This window comes from Lacinutrix gracilariae (genome assembly GCF_042684485.1).
GTDB classification, from domain to species: domain Bacteria; phylum Bacteroidota; class Bacteroidia; order Flavobacteriales; family Flavobacteriaceae; genus Oceanihabitans; species Oceanihabitans gracilariae.
In genome coordinates, this window is record NZ_JBHULM010000007.1 from 630091 (window position 1) to 647526 (window position 17436).

Below are 17436 nucleotides of genomic sequence, written 5' to 3' on the forward strand. Positions count from 1 at the left end.
TATGAAACAAATTTACACCATACTATTCCTTTTACTAACTCTAACTGTTTCTGCACAGATACCTTCGGGTTACTATGATTCAGCTACTGGTTCAGGATTTACTTTAAAAACGCAATTACATAATATAATTAACAATCATAATGACCAAGGGTATTCTGCAATGGATGGTTTTATTGCTAATTATGATTTAGACCTTTATTATGATGCTGGAGATAGCAACACTATTTTAGATGTATATTCTGAAGATCCTCTAGCTGCAGATCCTTATAACTTTACTCCTGTTGCAAATGAATGTGGAGAATATAGTAGCGAAGGAGATTGTTATAACAAAGAACACGTAATACCAAAATCTGTTTTTAATGACCAAACACCAATGTATAGTGATGCGCACGAATTATTACCTACAGATGGTCGTGTAAACGGTTTTAGAAGCAATTACCCAATTGGTCTTGTAAACGATACACAATTAGTAAGCCAAAGTGGTATTACAAATCCAACTAGAAATGGTAGTAAATTAGGTAATAATTTAAACAGTGGATATTCTGCTGGTTATTCTGGTATTGTGTTTGAACCAATAGACGAGTTTAAAGGAGACATTGCTAGAATTTATTTTTACTTTGTTACTCGTTATGAAGACCAAGTTAGTGCATGGTCTTCTTATGCTATGTTTAATGGTACAGCAGACCAAGCGTTAGACAATACTTTTTTAAGTATTTTAATGACTTGGCATAATATGGATCCTGTATCACAAAAAGAAATTGATAGAAATAATAACATTTACTACAACTATCAAAATAACAGAAATCCGTTTGTAGATCATCCTGAATATGTAAACTTAATCTGGAACACGAATCCAGATACAGAAGCACCAACAGAACCTACAAACCTTATTGCTGCTAACCCAACAGATAACACCATTGATTTATCTTGGACAGCTGCATCAGACAATGTATCTGTAGCATCTTATGATGTGTATATCGATAATGTTTTTAGCTTTAATACAGGCAATACATCTACTACTGCAACAGTTACAGGATTAACTCCAGACACCAATTATTGTTTTACTTTAAAAGCTGTAGATACTACTGGAAACACTTCAGAATTTAGTAATCAAGCATGTGAAACTACTACAAACATGGGCACTGTAGGTGGTGGTAGTGATTTATACTTTTCAGAATATATAGAAGGAAGCAGCTTTAATAAAGTTATTGAAATAGCAAACTTTACAGGTACAACCATTACAGACTTATCTATTTACACATTAAAACTAGCTGCTAATGGTAACGGAACTTGGGGTACAACATATACTTTTCCTTCAGGAGCTTCTATAGCAAATCAAGATGTTTATGTTATAGCTAATGGAGGTTCTACAGTTTGTGAAACAGAATATGATGACCTAAACACAGATATTACTAGTTTTAATGGTAATGATTCTATTGGTCTATTTAAAAATGATGTTTTAATAGATATTATTGGTGATATTAATGACAGTGCAGAATTTGGTAAAGATGTAACTTTAGTTAGAAAACCAGAATTTACTGAGCCTTCAACAACTTTTGATATTACTCATTGGGATAGTTTTGCACAAAACGAATGTTCAAACCTAGGATCACATACACAAGACCTAAGCGTAGATGACTATGTTTTTAATACGGTTAAAATGTATCCTAATCCTACAAACGGAAATACAGTTACTATAATATCTCAAGAAAATCTTACAGTAGAAGTTTATAATATATTAGGTAAAAAAGTAAAAGCACAAACTATTACTTCTAGCCAAAATAAATTAAATATTTCTGGCTTATCTAGAGGTGTATACTTAGTAAAATTAAATTCTGCTACGAGTACTACTACCAAAAAATTGATTAAACAATAAGTACTTGTTTAGCATAAGTAACAAAAGCGACTCTTAGTAGTCGCTTTTTTTGTTTAAAACATCGTGAATAACTAAAAAATTAAGCAATTAATTTATCCTATAAATACAACTAAAAAACTTAAATTTGCTTTTTTGTTAAACCTTATACAACACAACATAAAATGATTCATTTCTTCGGAAACCAAAACAGTAAAATATTTGCTGTTCAAGCAACAAAAGAATTATCAACCCAAACCATTTCAAAATTGACTTGGTTATTTGGCAACCAGCCTAAAATAGAACAAGCATCACTAGATGCTTTTTTTGTTGGTCCAAGAGCAGCTATGATAACTCCTTGGAGCACCAATGCAGTAGAGATCACCCAAAATATGGGTATTTTAGATATTATTAGAATTGAAGAATTTAAAGCTGTATCTGCAGACTTTAAAGATTTCGACCCTATGATTTCAGAAAAATACAACCAATTAAATCAAGATTCTTTTACTATAGACATACAACCAGAAGCTATTTTAGAAATAGAAGATATTGCTGCCTACAATCAGCAAGAAGGTTTAGCGTTAAATGACGAAGAAATTGAATATCTAGAAGGTGTTTCTAAAAAAATAGGAAGACCACTTACAGATTCTGAAGTTTTTGGGTTTTCGCAAGTAAACTCAGAGCACTGTCGTCATAAAATCTTTAACGGAACTTTTATAATTGATGGTGAAGAAAAAGAAGTATCTCTTTTTAAAATGATTAGAGAAACGTCTAACAAAAACCCTAATGAAATTGTTTCGGCATATAAAGATAATGTTGCTTTTGTAAAAGGTCCTATAGTAGAACAGTTTGCTCCTAAAACAGCAGATAAGCCAGACTTTTACCAAACAGAAAACTTTAACTCTGTTATTTCATTAAAAGCAGAAACTCATAATTTTCCAACAACTGTAGAGCCTTTTAATGGTGCTGCAACAGGTGCTGGAGGAGAAATTAGAGATAGACTTGCAGGAGGTAAAGGATCACTACCTTTAGCAGGAACAGCTGTTTACATGACTTCTTATTCTAGACTAGAAGAAGCTAGACCTTGGGAACAAAAAATGGAAGAACGTCCTTGGCTATACCAAACACCAATGGATATTTTAATAAAAGCTTCTAATGGAGCATCTGACTTTGGTAACAAATTTGGACAACCACTTATTTGCGGATCTGTATTAACTTTTGAACATGAAGAAGAAGCGCGTAAGTTAGGTTTTGATAAAGTGATCATGCAAGCCGGAGGAATTGGTTATGGTAAAGCAGAACAAGCTTTAAAAGACACACCTAAAGAAGGCGATAAAATTGTTATTCTTGGTGGTGAAAATTATAGAATAGGAATGGGTGGCGCTGCAGTTTCAAGTGCAGATACAGGAGAATTTGCTTCTGGTATTGAGCTTAACGCTGTACAACGTTCTAACCCAGAAATGCAAAAACGTGCTGCAAATGCGGTTCGTGGTATGGTAGAAAGCGATGAAAACTTTATTGTTTCTATTCATGATCATGGTGCTGGTGGACATTTAAATTGCTTATCCGAATTAGTAGAAGATACTGGAGGTAATATTGACTTAGATAAACTTCCTGTTGGTGACCCAACTCTTTCTGCTAAAGAAATTATTGGTAATGAATCTCAAGAAAGAATGGGATTAGTAATTGCCGAAAAACACCTAGACACATTAAACAAAATTGCAGATCGTGAACGCTCACCTATGTATACTGTTGGTGACGTTACTGGTAATGACAGATTTACTTTTGAGTCTAAAACCAAAGGAGATAAACCTATGGATTTAGCGCTAGAAGATATGTTTGGTAGTTCGCCTAAAACAATAATGACAGACAAAACGGTGAACAGAATCTATGAAGATGTTAACTATACTTCAGATAAAATACTAGACTACCTAGACCAAGTATTACAACTAGAAGCTGTAGCTTGTAAAGATTGGTTAACAAACAAAGTAGACCGTTGTGTTGGTGGTAAAGTTGCCAAACAACAATGTGCTGGACCATTACAATTACCTCTTAATAATTGTGGTGTTATGGCATTAGATTATAAAGGAAAAGAAGGTATTGCAACTTCTGTTGGTCATGCTCCTATTTCGGGATTAATTTCTCCTAAAGCAGGAAGTAGAAATGCTATTGCAGAATCGCTTACCAATATTGTTTGGGCGCCTTTAAAAGATGGATTATACAGTGTTTCACTATCTGCAAACTGGATGTGGCCTTGTAAAAACGAAGGAGAAGATGCTAGATTATACGAAGCTGTTCAAGCGGTTTCAGAATTTGCTATCGATTTAGGTATCAATGTTCCTACAGGAAAAGATTCGCTTTCTATGAAGCAAAAATATCCTAATGAAGAAGTTATTTCTCCAGGTACTGTAATTATTTCTGCTGCTGGTAACTGTAATGACATTACTAAGGTGGTAGAACCTGTTTTTAAGAAAAACGCTGGTAATATTTACTATATCAACCTATCTCAAGATGCCTATAAATTAGGAGGAAGTTCTTTTGCGCAAGTACGTAATAAAATAGGAAAAGAAACTCCTACTATTAAAGATGCTGCACAATTTAAAAACACCTTTAATACCATTCAGCAATTAATTAAAGACAATAAAATTGTTGCTGGTCATGATATTGCTTCAGGAGGATTCATTACTACGTTATTAGAAATGTGTTTTGCTGATACCAATCTTGGTGCTGAACTTGATCTTACCGATTTAGGAGAAAAAGATGCTATTAAATTATTATTTTCTGAAAATGCAGGAATTGTTTTTCAATCGTCTGATGCTTCTGTAGAAAAAGTATTATCAGATGCTAATATTGCATTTTTCAACATAGGAAAAGTTACAGAAAGTGACACCTTAAGCATTATTAACCATCAAGAAGTATTTACCTTAACGGTTTCAAGATTGCGTGATGTATGGTTTAAAACCTCTTTCTTACTAGACCAAAAGCAAACAGCAAATGATTTAGCACAAGATAGATTTGATAATTATAAAAATCAACCACTACAATATACATTTCCAAAACATTTTACAGGAAAACTACCTACTATAAACTCAAAAAGACCTAAAGCAGCTATTATTCGTGAAAAAGGATCTAATTCTGAGCGTGAAATGGCAAACGCCATGTACTTAGCTGGTTTTGATGTAAAAGATGTGCACATGACCGATTTAATTTCTGGTCGTGAAACACTAGAAGACATTCAGTTTATTGGTGCAGTTGGTGGCTTCTCTAACTCTGATGTTTTAGGCTCTGCTAAAGGTTGGGCTGGTGCTTTTATGTATAACGAAAAAGCAAATACAGCATTAAAAAACTTCTTTAAAAGAGAAGATACTTTATCTGTTGGTATTTGTAATGGTTGTCAACTTTGGATGGAATTAGAACTAATTAATCCAGAGCATGAAACACATGGAAAAATGACGTATAACGACTCACATAAACATGAGAGTGCATTTACTTCGGTTAAAATTCAAAAAAACAATTCTGTGATGCTTTCTAGTTTAGAAGGAAGTACACTTGGTGTATGGATTTCTCATGGTGAAGGAAAATTTAGTCTTCCGCTTGACGAAAACCAATACAACATTGTTGCTAAATATGGTTATGAAGGCTATCCGCATAATCCTAATGGTTCAGATTTTAACACTGCTATGCTTTGTGATAAAACAGGAAGACACTTAGTAACTATGCCACATATTGAGCGTTCTACTTTTCAATGGAACTGGGCTAACTATCCTGAAAACAGAAAAGATGAAGTTACTCCTTGGTTAGAAGCTTTTACAAATGCAAAAGCATGGATAGAAGCTAAAAACAAATAAGAAAACAAAATACAATTACAAAAAAGCGGTTTAAGATAATGTTCTTAAACCGCTTTTTATATATCTATACATTGTAACTAGCTACAACAAATTAAACTTACACATTATCTTTTTTTCTTCATTCTAGATCGCATTTGTTTTCTTAGCTGCAAGAAACCATTGCTTAGTTTTCCTTTTTTCTTTAATATAGGAATACTTAAAGTTACCAAAAGAGCAATACAGGCAGCAGAACCTAATCCGCCTCCAAAACCATTAAAATAAGTACTAGTATTTAAAAAGATAACAGTAAAAACTACTCCCGAAATTCCTATTAAAAAATAATTAGATAGTACTTTATAAGAAACCATTCCTACAAAGGATGCTCCAAAGCAAACTAAAGGTAAGTTTTCTGTTAAATACGCAGGTATTAATTTAGAAAACAACAAAACAAATACACTAACAAAAACTCCTACCATAGCAGATGCTCTTACAGCGCCTTGTTTATAATTTACTTGTAAAACATAAGTAAATACAGCAGATACACCTCCTGCTAACAGTAAAATAAAATGTGCTATATCCATTGCGAAATTAAAAATGTAATAAAAAAAGCGAGTGTAACACCTCCAAAAGCTAAAGTACCTAACTTACCTCCTACACCATGAAAAGCATCTTTAGTACCAACTAAAAGTATACCTGTAATACCACTTGCTAAGGTTATAAAAATATAATCTGGCGCAACACTAACATTGGTCATACCTACAAATGCACCACAATAAACAGCAGTTGGCATACCTTGTATAAATGCATTTTTTTTAAAAAAATCTGGAATAAAACTAACACTTAAACCTACTAAACCTGCTGCCAAAACACTACTCAAGCCAAAAGACACACATAGTATATAGGTAATAATAGCTCCAAAAAAAACAAATGCTATAGTTAACACATGTTCTAAACTATGATCTTTAGCGCTTAATGGCGTTTTTTTATAGGTTACAATAAGTAATATTAAGCCTAAAATTACAAATGCAGAAACAAATATGTTATTCTGCTTTTCAAATAATATCGCAGCCAAAAAACCTAAATGGCATAATATTATTAAAATAAAAGAAAGCTGCTTAACATGCTTTTTAATCATAATTGGTATTTAACAGGCTTCAAAAATACATAATATTGCTGTTCTAGCTTTCTGTATTAACACATTTTAATGAAATTAAATTACTTCCTTTTTGCGTATAAAAACCTCATAAATCGTCATTTTATTCCTTTTTCACTTAAAAAAGAACGCTTTTTAGACAGAAACCACAAAAGACGAATTTAAGAATTCTTCAATTATTGCAGGTAATTGCTAACAAATCTACATTCCTTAAAGCTATTTTTATTATAACCGTATTTTTTATGCTTCCTTTTTGTCTTAGTAATTTGAAAACTATTTTTTAATTTCATACTTTGCAGGTCTTCAAATTTAAAATGACTGATGACAGAAATTACGAGACTTTTTGATTTTCCTTATTACCAACTTGAAAAATATAATTTAGATGCTGCTTTAGTAACGAAAAAAAATGGCGAATGGATTAAAACTTCCACTAAAGAATATTTAGATAAAGCAAATGCAGTTAGTAGGGCTTTATTAAAGATGGGAATAAAAAAGGATGATAAAATTGCTTTAATTTCTTCAACAAACAGAACAGAGTGGAATATAATGGATATTGGTATTCTGCAAACTGGAGCACAAAATATTCCTATTTATCCTACTATCTCTGCAGAAGATTATGAATATGTATTAAACCACAGTGAGTCTATTTACTGTTTTGTTTCAGATGAAGGTGTATTAGAAAAAGTACGCAAAGTACAAGCTAATACAAAGGTAAAAGAAGTCTTTTCTTTTAACCATATAAAAGGTTGTAAACACTATTCCGAATTATTTGAACTAGGTAAAGACACTAGTAATCAAAAGGAAGTAGAAGCTAGAAAAGATGCTGTTTTACCAACAGACCTAGCTACTATTATTTACACCTCTGGTACCACAGGAAAACCTAAAGGCGTAATGCTGTCGCATAACAATTTAACTAGTAATGCGCTAGATGCTTCACATCGTTTACCTCTTTTAGACAACAATGATGAAAATAGAGTATTAAGCTTTTTACCTATTTGTCACGTTTTTGAACGTGTACTAATTTATATCTATCAATACGCTGGAGCTTCTATTTATTTTGCCGAAGGAATTGATAAAATTGGCGAAAATGCAAAAGAAATCAAGCCACACTTAATGAGTGTGGTACCTAGACTATTAGAAAAAGTTTACGATAAAATTATTGACAAAGCAGAAGATTTATCTCCTATAAAAAAGGCCTTATTCTTTTGGGCTGTTAAACTAGGAGAACAATGGGAACCTTATGAAGCCAATGGTGCTTGGTATGAATTTAAATTAAAAATTGCCAACAAACTTATTTTTAGCAAATGGCGTGAAGCGCTTGGAGGAGAACTAAAAACTATGGTATCTGGTTCTGCAGCTTTACAAGTTAGACTTTCTCGTGTGTTTACTGCAGCTAAAATGCAGGTAATGCAAGGTTACGGACTAACAGAAACCTCTCCTGTTGTTTCTGTAGAAATGTATCGCGATAATCATTTTAGATTAGGAACCGTTGGTAAACCTATTAAAAACGTAGAGGTTAAAATTGCCGAAGATGGTGAGCTATTAATAAAAGGCCCTAATGTAATGATGGGTTACTACAAAGATTCTGAAAAAACCAAAAGCGTTATGTCTGGTGACTTTTTTCACACAGGTGATAAAGGAGAAATCGATGCAGATGGCTTCCTAAAAATCACAGGTCGTAAAAAAGAAATGTTTAAAACCTCTGGAGGTAAATATGTAATCCCTACCCTTTTAGAAAACGAATTAAAACAATCCCGATTTATAGAACAAGTTATGGTAATTGGTGAAGGCGAAAAAATGCCTGCCGCAATTATACAACCTAACTTTGAATTTATTAAAGAGTGGATTGCTTTTAAAAAGAAAAATATTGGTACTACAAATGAAGAAATTGTAGCTTCAGATATAATTAAAGAAAGAATTCAACAAGAATTAGACGAATGTAATCAACATTTTGGAAAATGGGAACAAATTAAACGTTTTGAACTTACTCCAGAAATATGGTCTATTGACTCTGGTCACCTTACTCCTACTTTAAAAATGAAACGAAGCGTAATTAAATCAATTCATCAAAATCTTTACGATAAAATTTATAGATAAGTAACAAAAAGCTTCTTTAATTAGGAGTTTTGCAATTTATCCGTATTTTTTTTTATATTTATTATGCGTGCATAGTATATTTTTGTATATTTGGGTATCAAAATTACCTAAATGAAAGATGCAACAATAGATTATATACTAAGAACAACTTGGTTAGCTGTTACCAAAATGTATAATGAAGAAGCGTCAAAATTTGATAGCACTATGGCTACAGGTTTTGCATTACTTAGTATAGACCCAATAAATGGTACACCATCTACTTCTCTTGGTCCAAAAATGGGAATGGAAGCAACCAGTCTTTCTCGTACTTTAAAAAACATGGAAAAAAGAGGTTTAATCATTAGAAAACCTAATCCTGAAGATGGTCGTGGCGTACTTATTTTTTTAACCGAATTTGGGGTTAAAAAAAGAAACTACTCTAAAGAAAAAGTACTAACCTTTAATGAAGCAATAAAAAACAATGTAACACCAGAAGAATTAGAAAATTTTCAAAAAGTAGCTGAAGTCATCAACAATATGATTTCAAATAAAAAGATTTACAATAAAAAGAACACACTTTAAAACAAATATGAGCAAACGTAGAATTAAAAAGGTAGCAATTGTAGGTTCCGGAATTATGGGATCAGGAATTGCCTGTCACTTCGCCAATATTGGTGTAGATGTATTATTATTAGACATTGTTCCTAGAGAACTAAACGACAAAGAAAAAGCTAAAGGATTAACTTTAGAAGACAAAGTCGTAAGAAACAGATTAGTTAATGACGCTTTAAAAGCATCGTTAAAATCTAAACCCTCTCCTATTTACAGTCAAGCTTTTGCAAGTCGTATTACCACAGGTAATTTAGAAGACGATATTGCTAAAGTTGCTGATGTAGATTGGATTATGGAAGTTGTAGTAGAAAGGTTGGATATTAAACAACAAGTTTTTGAAAAACTAGAAAAATACAGAACTCCAGGAACCCTAATTACATCAAACACTTCAGGAATTCCAATTAAATTCATGAACGAAGGACGTAGCGAAGATTTCCAGAAACATTTCTGCGGAACACACTTCTTTAATCCTGCACGTTACTTAAAATTATTTGAAATCATTCCTGGACCAAAAACAGATGCTTCTGTTCTTGAGTTTTTAAATGAATATGGCGAAAAATTCTTAGGAAAAACCTCTGTTGTTGCTAAAGATACTCCTGCTTTTATAGGAAACAGAATTGGTATTTTCAGCATTCAAAGTTTATTTCACGCAGTAAAAGATTTAGATTTAACTATTGAAGAAGTAGATAAATTATCAGGACCAGTAATTGGTCGTCCTAAATCGGCAACCTTCCGTACAGTAGATGTGGTTGGTTTAGATACTTTGGTTCACGTAGCAAACGGAATTAGAGAAAACTGTCCAAATGACGAACGTTTAGAGTTGTTTGAATTACCAGATTTCATCAATACCATGATGGAAAACAAATGGTTAGGAAGTAAAACAAAACAAGGTTTTTACAAAAAAAGTGTTTCTGCCGAAGGGAAAAAAGAAATTCTTTCACTGGACCTAAACACCTTAGAATATCGTTCTGCTAAAAAAGCAAAATTTGCTACTTTAGAAATGACTAAAACTATTGATAAAGTAGTAGATCGTTTTAAAGTATTAGTTAAAGGAAAAGATAAAGCGGGTGAATTTTACAGAAAAAGCTTTACTGCTTTATTTGCTTACGTATCCAATCGTATTCCTGAAATTTCAGACGAGCTTTATAAAATTGATGATGCCATGAAAGCTGGTTTCGGTTGGCAACATGGTCCTTTCCAAATTTGGGATGCTATTGGTGTAGAAAAAGGAATCGAATTAATGAAAGCCGAAGGTTTAGAACCTGCTGCTTGGGTTAATGACATGATTGCTTCAGGAAATACTTCCTTTTATACAGTAAAAGAAGGTGCTTCTTATTATTATGATATTCCTTCAAAAAAACAAACAAAAATTCCTGGTCAAGATGCATTTATCATCTTAGATAATATTAGAAAAACAAACGAAGTATTTAAAAATTCTGGTGTTGTTATTGAAGATTTAGGTGACGGAATACTAAACGTAGAATTCCAATCTAAAATGAATACCATTGGTGGAGACGTTCTTGCAGGTTTAAATAAAGGTATTGATTTAGCTGAAAAAGATTTTGCTGGATTAATAGTTGGTAACCAAGCGGCAAACTTCTCTGTAGGTGCAAACATCGGAATGATTTTTATGATGGCTGCAGAACAAGAGTATGACGAGCTTAATATGGCTATTAAATACTTCCAAGATACTATGATGCGTATGCGCTACTCCTCTATTCCAACTATCTCTGCTCCTCACGGAATGGCTTTAGGTGGTGGTTGTGAGTTATCACTTCACGCAGATAAAGTAGTTGCAGCAGCAGAAACATACATGGGACTTGTAGAGTTTGGTGTTGGTGTTATTCCTGGTGGTGGAGGTTCTAAAGAAATGGCGTTAAGAGCACAAGACCTTTTTCAAAAAGGAGATGTACAACTTAATGTTTTACAAGAGCATTTCTTAACTATTGGTATGGCAAAAGTATCTACTTCAGCTTATGAAGCATTCGATTTAAACTTACTACAAAAAGGAAAAGATGTCGTTGTAGTTAATAAAGATCGCCAAATAGCAGTTGCCAAACAACACGCTATGTTAATGGCTAACGCTGGTTATACACAACCTGTAAAACGCAAAGACATAAAAGTACTTGGTAAACAAGCTTTAGGTATGTTTTTAGTAGGAACTGACTCTATGCAAGACTCTAATTACATTTCAGAGCACGATATGAAAATTGCTAATAAATTAGCGTACGTAATGGCTGGTGGTGATTTATCAGAACCAACTTTAGTTAACGAACAGTATTTATTAGATCTAGAGCGTGAAGCATTCCTTTCTCTTTGTACTGAAAGAAAAACATTAGAAAGAATTCAACACATGTTAACCAAAGGGAAACCATTAAGAAATTAGACAGATAGACAGTTAGACACTAGATTATAGACGAATAGAGTTTCAAACAAGATGGGAAGACATAATTTTAAAAAATTAAAAGTTTGGCAAGATGCAATTGCACTAGTTAGTGACAATTACAAATTGACTAGATCTTTTCCCGAAATAGAGAAATTCAATTTAGTTAGCCAAATGAATAGATGTGCAGTTTCTATACCTTCAAATATTTCAGAAGGTTCAAGTAAAAGCACAAATAGACATTTCAAAAAGTATTTAGAGAATAGTCTAGGTTCAGCTTTCGAATGGGAAACACAGTTAATTGTTTCTTACAATGAAAGGTATTTAAACAAAAATAAGTTTGAAGAGTTAGAAAATAAAATATCTCAGATTCAAAAAATGTTAGGAAAATTTATCGATAATTTAGAAGAATAATAACGACACAGAGAATAAGTCTAATTTCTAGTCGTCTAGATTCTAGATTCTTTTTTCAAAAAACAAATAGAACTATGAACAAACAAGCATATATAGTAAAAGCATATAGAACCGCAGTTGGTAAAGCACCAAAAGGCGTGTTCCGTTTTAAAAGAACAGATGAATTGGCTGCAGAAACCATCAAACACATGATGAAAGAGTTGCCAAATTTAGACCCTAAGCGTATTGACGATGTAATTGTTGGTAACGCAATGCCCGAAGGTTCACAAGGATTAAATATGGCACGTTTAATCTCTTTAATGGGATTAGATATTGTAGATGTTCCTGGTGTAACCGTTAACCGTTTTTGCTCTTCTGGAGTAGAAACTATTGGTATGGCAACGGCAAAAATACAAGCCGGAATGGCAGATTGTATTATTGCTGGTGGTGCAGAAAGCATGAGTAGTGTACCAATGACTGGTTTTAAACCAGAATTAAACTACGATATTGTAAAAGCTGGCCATGAAGATTATTATTGGGGAATGGGAAATACGGCAGAAGCTGTTGCTAAACAGTTTAACGTATCTCGTGAAGACCAAGATGAATTTGCATACAATTCACACATGAAAGCGTTAAAAGCGCAAGCTGAAGATCGTTTTCAAGACCAAATAGTACCTATTGAAGTAGAACAAACTTATGTTGACGCTAACGGAAAAAAAGCAACAAAATCATACACAGTAACTAAAGATGAAGGTCCTAGAAAAGGAACTAGCAAAGAAGCTTTAGCAAAACTTAGAGCAGTATTTGCTGCTGGAGGAAGTGTTACTGCTGGTAACTCGTCGCAAATGAGTGATGGTGCTGCCTTTGTAATGGTAATGAGTGAAGACATGGTGAAAGAACTAGGTTTAGAACCAATTGCTAGAATGGTGAACTATGCTGCTGCAGGTGTTGAACCTCGTATCATGGGAATTGGACCAGTAAAAGCAATCCCGAAAGCATTAAAACAAGCAGGATTAAAACAAGATGATTTAGGCTTAATTGAATTAAACGAAGCATTTGCATCACAATCTTTAGCAGTAATTAGAGAGTTACATCTTAATCCAGATATTATTAACGTAAATGGTGGTGCTATTGCACTTGGACATCCATTAGGATGTACTGGAGCAAAACTATCTGTACAACTTTTTGATGAAATGCGTAAGCGTGACATGAAAGGAAAATATGGTGCAGTTACCATGTGTGTTGGTACAGGACAAGGTGCTTGTGGAATATTTGAATTCTTAAATTAGAATAATAAAACTGTCCGGTCGAGCGTAGTCGAGACCTTATGGATCGGACAATATTAAAAAAGTTCTCGACTGCGCTCGAACATACAATTATTAATAAAAAACTAATACAATACTATAAAATGGAAGCAACTGAAAAAGACATCTTAAGAGGAGGTCAATTCTTAGTAAAAGAAACAAAATGTGAAGACGTGTTTACTCCTGAAGATTTTTCAGAAGAACAAACCATGATGAAAGATGCTGTAATGGAGTTCAACGAACGTGAAATCATTGCAAATAAACCAAGATTTGAAGCAAAAGACTATGCATTAACAGAAGAAGTGATGCGTAAAGCTGGTGAATTAGGTTTTTTAGGTGTTGCAGTTCCTGAAGCTTATGATGGTTTAGGAATGGGGTTTGTTTCTACGGTTTTAACTTGTGATTATATTTCTTCTGGTACTGGTTCTTTCAGTACTGCTTTTGGTGCACATACAGGTATTGGTACTATGCCAATTACATTATATGGTACCGAAGAACAAAAACAAAAATACGTGCCTAAATTAGCTACTGGTGAGTGGTTTGGTGCTTACTGTTTAACAGAACCTGGTGCAGGATCTGATGCTAACTCTGGTAAAACTACAGCAGAACTTTCAGCTGATGGAAAATCGTATAAAATTAACGGACAAAAAATGTGGATCTCTAATGCAGGTTTCTGTAGCTTGATGATTGTTTTTGCTCGTATTGAAAACGATAAAAATATTACAGGTTTTATTGTTGAGTATGATAAAGAAAATCCTAACGGAATTACTTTAGGGGAAGAAGAACACAAATTAGGTATTCGTGCCTCTTCTACACGACAAGTATTTTTTAATGATACTGTTGTTCCTGTTGAAAATATGTTAGCGGGTCGTGGTGAAGGTTTTAAAATTGCAATGAATGCATTAAACGTTGGTCGTATTAAACTAGCAGCTGCTTGTTTAGATTCGCAAAGAAGAATTTTAACCACTGCAGTAACCTATGCTAATGAGCGTAAACAATTTAAAACACCTATTGCAGATTTTGGTGCTATTAAAACCAAATTAGCAGAAATGGCTGCTAGCGCTTATGCTGGTGAATCTGCAACCTATAGAGCTGCTAAAAATATTGAAGATAGAATTGCTTTAAGAGTTGCTAGTGGTAACTCGCATCAAGAAGCAGAACTTAAAGGTGTAGAAGAATACGCTATAGAATGTTCTATTTTAAAAGTTGCTGTGTCTGAAGATGTACAAAACTGTGCAGATGAAGGTATTCAAATTTTTGGAGGAATGGGATTCTCTGAAGAAACTCCTATGGAAGCTGCATGGAGAGATGCTAGAATTGCTCGTATCTACGAAGGTACTAACGAAATCAATAGAATGCTAACCGTTGGTATGCTTGTTAAAAAAGCAATGAAAGGTCATGTAGACTTATTAGGTCCTGCTCAAAAAGTGCAAGAAGAACTAATGGGTATTCCTTCTTTTGATACTCCTGATTATTCCGAATTATTTTCAGAAGAAAAAGAAATGATCAAGAAATTGAAAAAAGCATTTTTAATGGTTGCTGGTGGTGCTGTTCAAAAATACGGACAAAACCTTGAAGATCACCAACAATTACTTATTGCTGCTGCAGATATTTTAATTGAAATATACATGGCTGAGTCTGCCATTTTAAGAACAGAGAAAAACGTAAAACGCACTAGCGAAAAAGAGCAATCTGCTCAAATTGCAATGGCTAAATTATATTTATATCATGCTGTAGATATTGTAGAAGAAAAAGGAAAAGAAAGTATTATTTCTTTTGCCGAAGGTGACGAACAACGTATGATGTTAATGGGACTTAAACGTTTTACAAAATATGCAAACTATCCAGATATTGTAGATTTACGTATCGAGATTGCCGAAAAAGTAAAAGCAGAAAACAAATACTGTTTTTAAATACTACGGATTATTAAAATTAAAAACCACTTCAAATTGAAGTGGTTTTTTTATTGCTATATTACTTAAATGCTAAAAAACTAACTTATAATGCCTTTTACTCGCTCTTCTGCAGTTACATTAGATAAATTAATAGCTGTTTCAATTAATGCTAAATGCGAATACGCTTGCGGAAAGTTTCCTAATAAACGTTTGGTTTTAAAATCAATATCTTCACTAAACAAGCCTAAGTGATTACCATAACATAATAGTTTTTCAAATTGTTCTGTGGCTTTTTGCTCCTCTCCTATCTTATATAAACTATTAATAAACCAAAAAGTACAAATAGTAAAAGATGATGAAGGCAAACCAAAATCATCTTTATTTTTATATCTATATAGTAATCCTTCATAACAAAGGTTTTGCTCAATAGCTTTAACTGTACTTACAAACTTTGGGTGTTTGGCATCAATAAAACCATAAGACTCCATGAGTAAAACAGAAGCATCTAAATCTGGTGAGTTATAAGCTTGGGTAAATGCTTGTACTTTTTCGTTCCATGCATTTTCCATAATATCTTTGCGTATTTCCTCTTCTAAAGCTTCCCATTTTGGCAACTTAGAGGTTTTCCCTAAAAGCTTAGATACCTTAATGGCCTTGTCAACTGCTGTCCAACAAAGGACTTTAGAAAAAGTAAAATGTTGATCGCCTTCTCTAAACTCCCAAATACCTTTATCTGGTTCTTGCCAATGCTTACTAACCACCCAAACTATACCTTTGGTCATGGTCCACAGCTCTTCACCATTATCAATATCATTACTAAAGTTAAGTAGTAATTGATGAATAACATCCATTAAAATACCATAAATATCATTCTGTTTTTGCATATAAGCAGCGTTTCCTACTCTAACAGGACTTGAGCCTTTATATCCAGAAAGATGATCTAAAGATTCTTCGGTAAGTTTCTTTTCTCCACTAATACCATACATAATTTGTAATTTCTCATCTTTATCTGGCATTAAATCAATAATAAACCTAAGGTAGCGTCGTGCTATATTTTTATGCCCAAGTTGAGACATTACCTTAATTACCATAGAGGCATCTCGAATCCAACAAAAACGATAATCCCAATTTCTAACTTCACCAATAGTTTCTGGCAAAGACGTAGTTGCTGCTGCTAAAACAGCTCCCGTTTTATCGTAACTCAATAACTTTAAAGTCATTGCACTACGCGATATTTGTTCGTTGTACTTTTTATATGTTGGTGTGCGTTCTAACCAATTTAACCAGTATACTTTAGTACGTTCATACTCTAAACTTGCATATTTTAAATGCGGAACAAATAGTTTTTCATTATAACCTGCCAAGAAAAAATGATCGGCATCTATACTTATTGTATCCCCATTTAATACTGCTTCTTTATCTAAATCGGTATACAAAAATAAGGTGTCATAAGTGTCTTCATTATTCAAACTCACAATAAAATCATCTTTTACATAGGTTGAAGTAACCCCTTTTGCATATTCTAATTTAGGATCATAAGCAACCTGTAGTTCTGGTTTTCCTGAAACGTATTTTATATATCTAATAAATTCTGGAGGCGAATGGTAAGTTCCGTTTGGTTTATGATATCTTGGCATAAAGTCAATAACTTCAAAAACATCATTGTCTTTACTAAAACGCGTAACTAAAATAGCTGTATTTTCTTGATAAAATTGTTCGGTAGTATAACCTTCATCTACCTCAAAACCAAAGCTCCCTCCTATTTCATCATCTAACAGCTTTGCGAATACAGATGCAGAATCAAATTTGGGTAAACAACACCAATCTATGGATGCTTTTTTGGACACTAAAGCGGCACTTCTACAATTTCCTATAATTCCGTAATCTAAATTATTCATTAATTTTTTTGTTTTAAATGATGGTATAACTTGCAATTTCTTT

At 33.1% G+C, this 17436-nt stretch carries 11 protein-coding genes; 8 read left to right on the forward strand and 3 right to left on the reverse strand.

What is annotated here, in order from left to right; all coding sequences use genetic code 11:
• Position 1 precedes the first annotated feature (1 nt).
• Complete coding sequence (locus ACFSSB_RS05795; RefSeq protein WP_379901960.1) at positions 2–1876, forward strand: endonuclease; 1875 nt, start codon at positions 2–4, stop codon at positions 1874–1876.
• 161 nt (positions 1877–2037) lie between these two features.
• A complete protein-coding gene (gene purL, locus ACFSSB_RS05800) occupies positions 2038–5700 on the forward strand; it encodes a phosphoribosylformylglycinamidine synthase (protein ID WP_379901962.1) in 3663 nt (1220 codons plus the stop codon).
• 104 nt (positions 5701–5804) lie between these two features.
• Here purL and ACFSSB_RS05805 read toward each other — a convergent pair whose 3' ends face one another.
• Together ACFSSB_RS05805 and ACFSSB_RS05810 are read right to left on the reverse strand one after the other, a co-directional pair.
• Positions 5805–6260, reverse strand: a complete 456-nt coding sequence (locus ACFSSB_RS05805) for a hypothetical protein (protein WP_379901965.1) — start codon at positions 6258–6260, stop codon at positions 5805–5807.
• Positions 6251–6814, reverse strand: a complete 564-nt coding sequence (locus ACFSSB_RS05810) for a hypothetical protein (RefSeq protein ID WP_379901967.1) — start codon at positions 6812–6814, stop codon at positions 6251–6253. The genes ACFSSB_RS05805 and ACFSSB_RS05810 overlap by 10 nt, the downstream gene beginning before the upstream one ends.
• A 339-nt stretch (positions 6815–7153) precedes the next feature.
• Here ACFSSB_RS05810 and ACFSSB_RS05815 point away from each other — a divergent pair, with 339 nt between their 5' ends.
• From ACFSSB_RS05815 to ACFSSB_RS05840, 6 genes are all read left to right on the forward strand, one after another.
• Positions 7154–8929: an AMP-dependent synthetase/ligase gene (locus tag ACFSSB_RS05815; RefSeq protein ID WP_379901969.1), complete on the forward strand. Its 1776-nt coding sequence runs from the start codon at positions 7154–7156 to the stop codon at positions 8927–8929.
• 111 nt (positions 8930–9040) lie between these two features.
• Positions 9041–9490 (forward strand): MarR family winged helix-turn-helix transcriptional regulator, encoded by a 450-nt coding sequence (locus ACFSSB_RS05820; RefSeq protein ID WP_379901971.1) that lies wholly within the window; start codon positions 9041–9043, stop codon positions 9488–9490.
• Between the two features lie 7 nt (positions 9491–9497).
• A complete protein-coding gene (locus ACFSSB_RS05825) occupies positions 9498–11906 on the forward strand; it encodes a 3-hydroxyacyl-CoA dehydrogenase/enoyl-CoA hydratase family protein (protein ID WP_379901973.1) in 2409 nt (802 codons plus the stop codon).
• A 51-nt stretch (positions 11907–11957) separates the two neighbouring features.
• On the forward strand, positions 11958–12317 hold the full coding sequence (locus ACFSSB_RS05830) for a four helix bundle protein (RefSeq protein WP_379901975.1): 360 nt from the start codon (positions 11958–11960) through the stop codon (positions 12315–12317).
• Positions 12318–12391: 74 nt separating this feature from the next.
• Complete coding sequence (locus ACFSSB_RS05835; protein ID WP_379901977.1) at positions 12392–13585, forward strand: acetyl-CoA C-acyltransferase; 1194 nt, start codon at positions 12392–12394, stop codon at positions 13583–13585.
• 119 nt (positions 13586–13704) lie between these two features.
• Positions 13705–15513, forward strand: a complete 1809-nt coding sequence (locus tag ACFSSB_RS05840; protein ID WP_379901979.1) for an acyl-CoA dehydrogenase family protein — start codon at positions 13705–13707, stop codon at positions 15511–15513.
• Between the two features lie 80 nt (positions 15514–15593).
• Here ACFSSB_RS05840 and ACFSSB_RS05845 read toward each other — a convergent pair whose 3' ends face one another.
• Complete coding sequence (locus tag ACFSSB_RS05845) at positions 15594–17393, reverse strand: glycoside hydrolase family 15 protein (RefSeq protein WP_379901981.1); 1800 nt, start codon at positions 17391–17393, stop codon at positions 15594–15596.
• Positions 17394–17436 lie beyond the last annotated feature (43 nt).

Excerpts from the sequence above, each read along its gene's own strand:
- ACFSSB_RS05795 (WP_379901960.1), top strand. The coding sequence starts at position 2 with ATGAAACAAATTTACACCATACTATTCCTTTTACTAACTCTAACTGTT.
- purL (WP_379901962.1), top strand. The coding sequence starts at position 2,038 with ATGATTCATTTCTTCGGAAACCAAAACAGTAAAATATTTGCTGTTCAA.
- ACFSSB_RS05805 (WP_379901965.1), bottom strand. The coding sequence starts at position 6,260 with ATGGATATAGCACATTTTATTTTACTGTTAGCAGGAGGTGTATCTGCT.
- ACFSSB_RS05810 (WP_379901967.1), bottom strand. The coding sequence starts at position 6,814 with ATGATTAAAAAGCATGTTAAGCAGCTTTCTTTTATTTTAATAATATTA.
- ACFSSB_RS05815 (WP_379901969.1), top strand. The coding sequence starts at position 7,154 with ATGACAGAAATTACGAGACTTTTTGATTTTCCTTATTACCAACTTGAA.
- ACFSSB_RS05820 (WP_379901971.1), top strand. The coding sequence starts at position 9,041 with ATGAAAGATGCAACAATAGATTATATACTAAGAACAACTTGGTTAGCT.
- ACFSSB_RS05825 (WP_379901973.1), top strand. The coding sequence starts at position 9,498 with ATGAGCAAACGTAGAATTAAAAAGGTAGCAATTGTAGGTTCCGGAATT.
- ACFSSB_RS05830 (WP_379901975.1), top strand. The coding sequence starts at position 11,958 with ATGGGAAGACATAATTTTAAAAAATTAAAAGTTTGGCAAGATGCAATT.
- ACFSSB_RS05835 (WP_379901977.1), top strand. The coding sequence starts at position 12,392 with ATGAACAAACAAGCATATATAGTAAAAGCATATAGAACCGCAGTTGGT.
- ACFSSB_RS05840 (WP_379901979.1), top strand. The coding sequence starts at position 13,705 with ATGGAAGCAACTGAAAAAGACATCTTAAGAGGAGGTCAATTCTTAGTA.
- ACFSSB_RS05845 (WP_379901981.1), bottom strand. The coding sequence starts at position 17,393 with ATGAATAATTTAGATTACGGAATTATAGGAAATTGTAGAAGTGCCGCT.